Below are 1,794 nucleotides of genomic sequence, written 5' to 3'. Positions count from 1 at the left end.
TCCGACAGCCGACCGCCGCGTGTCGAGCCGGGTTTTGGGTGGTTGACCTGCGATAATGCTGCCGTGCAGGGTAATTCGGATTCGCAACGTGATCTGTGGGACGTCTCGTCGGTGGCGGGGCATCTGCTACCCGAGGGCAGTGTGTTCTCGTTCCTCGCCGAGCACCGATACGAGCTGTTCCCGCCCGAGCTGTTCACCGACCTGTTCCCCTCCACCCGCGGACGTCCCTCCCTGGCCCCCGAGGTCGTCGCATCGGTGCTGGTACTTCAGGCCCTGCACGGTCTCTCCGACCGGGCCGCCGCCGAGGCGGTCACCTTCGATTTGCGGTGGAAGGCCGCCTGCGGGCTCCCGGTCGACGGGGCCGCGTTCCATCCGACGGTGCTCACCTACTGGCGTAAACGCCTGGCCGCCTCCGCGCGCCCGAACCGCATCTTCGAGGTGGTCAAGGAGGTGATCGCCGACACCGGTGTGCTGAAGGGACGCACCCGGCGGGCACTGGATTCGACCGTGCTCGATGACGCGGTCGCCACCCAGGACACCGTCACCCAGCTGGTCGCGGCGATCCGCCGGGTGGCCGCCCTCGTCCCCGGCGCCGCGGACGTGGTGGCCCGGCTCGGCACTGCCTGCGACTACTCCACCCCCGGTAAACCCGACATCGCCTGGGAGGACAAGGCGGCCCGCGACCAGCTGGTCGACGCCCTGGTGCGCGACGCGGTGGCGATCGGTGCCGCGTTGACCGGGTCCGACACCGACCCGGTCGACCCGGACTCGCCGGCGGGGCAGGCGTTGGCGTTGCTGGCGCTGGTCGCCGGCCAGGACGTCGAATGGGTCACCGACGACGGCGGCGGCGAGGGTGGCGGGGGCCGGTGGCGGATCGCCCGCAAGGTCGCCCCGGATCGGGTGATCTCCACCGTCGACACCGAGACCCGGCACGCCCGCAAGACCCGCTCGCGCCGGCAGGACGGTTACAAGGGCCACATCGCCGCCGAACCCGACACCGGGTTGATCACCGCTGCGAAACTGACGAAGGCCGCAGGCCGGGGCAGTGGCGACGCGGAGGTCGGCGGTCAGCTGCTCGCCGACGACGACACCCTCGACGGCCCGGCCGAGGTGCTCGGTGATTCCGCCTACGGCAGTGGTCAGTTGCTCGACGACCTCACCGAGGCCGGTCACGATCCGGTGATCAAACCCAAACCCGTCCCCACCCCCACCGGCCTCGAGGACGCGTTCACCGCGGACGAGTTCACCGTCGATCACGACCGCGAGACGGTGACCTGCCCGAACAGCGAGACTGCGTCGTTCGCGAACACACCCCGCACCGCGACGTTCGGACGGGCCTGCACCACCTGCCCATTCCGGTCACGCTGCACCAACTCCGTGCGGGGCCGCACCGTCCATGTCGGGGAACACGATCGGCGGGTGCGGGCCCACCGGGCCCGGTGGGCCCGCGATGAGCAGATGCGCCGGGATTACCGGCAGCATCGCCCGATGATCGAACGCAGCATCGCGTGGATGACCCGCGGAGCACGAACACTGCGGTACCGGGGCGTCGCCAAGAACGACGCGTGGTGGAACCTGAGGGCGGCAGCGGTGAACCTGCACCGGCTCACCGGCCTCGGATTGAGCATCGAGGACGGGATGTGGGCCCTGGGATAGCCCCGGCAGGGATCACCCACCGCGACTACGCGCTCCGCACCCGACGATCAACGGCCCGATCCCGGGCCGGAGCCGAAACCACCATGCTCGAACACCATTTTCGGCACATCATCGACTCCCAGACCGGAGCATTCTCCC

At 70.0% G+C, this 1,794-nt stretch carries 1 protein-coding gene; it reads left to right on the top strand.

Annotated features, from left to right (window positions below; genetic code table 11):
• Nucleotides 1–63 precede the first annotated feature (63 nt).
• The gene (locus tag P3H15_RS53765) at nucleotides 64–1,656 is read left to right on the top strand and encodes an IS1182 family transposase (RefSeq protein ID WP_276144785.1); all 1,593 of its coding nucleotides are present in this window, start codon (nucleotides 64–66) and stop codon (nucleotides 1,654–1,656) included.
• Nucleotides 1,657–1,794 lie beyond the last annotated feature (138 nt).

This window comes from Rhodococcus sp. T2V, assembly GCF_029269925.1.
Classification (GTDB): Bacteria; Actinomycetota; Actinomycetes; order Mycobacteriales; family Mycobacteriaceae; genus Rhodococcus_F; species Rhodococcus_F koreensis.
The sequence above is the reverse complement of the archived record's forward strand: the minus strand, read 5'-3'. Positions and strand labels throughout refer to the sequence as shown.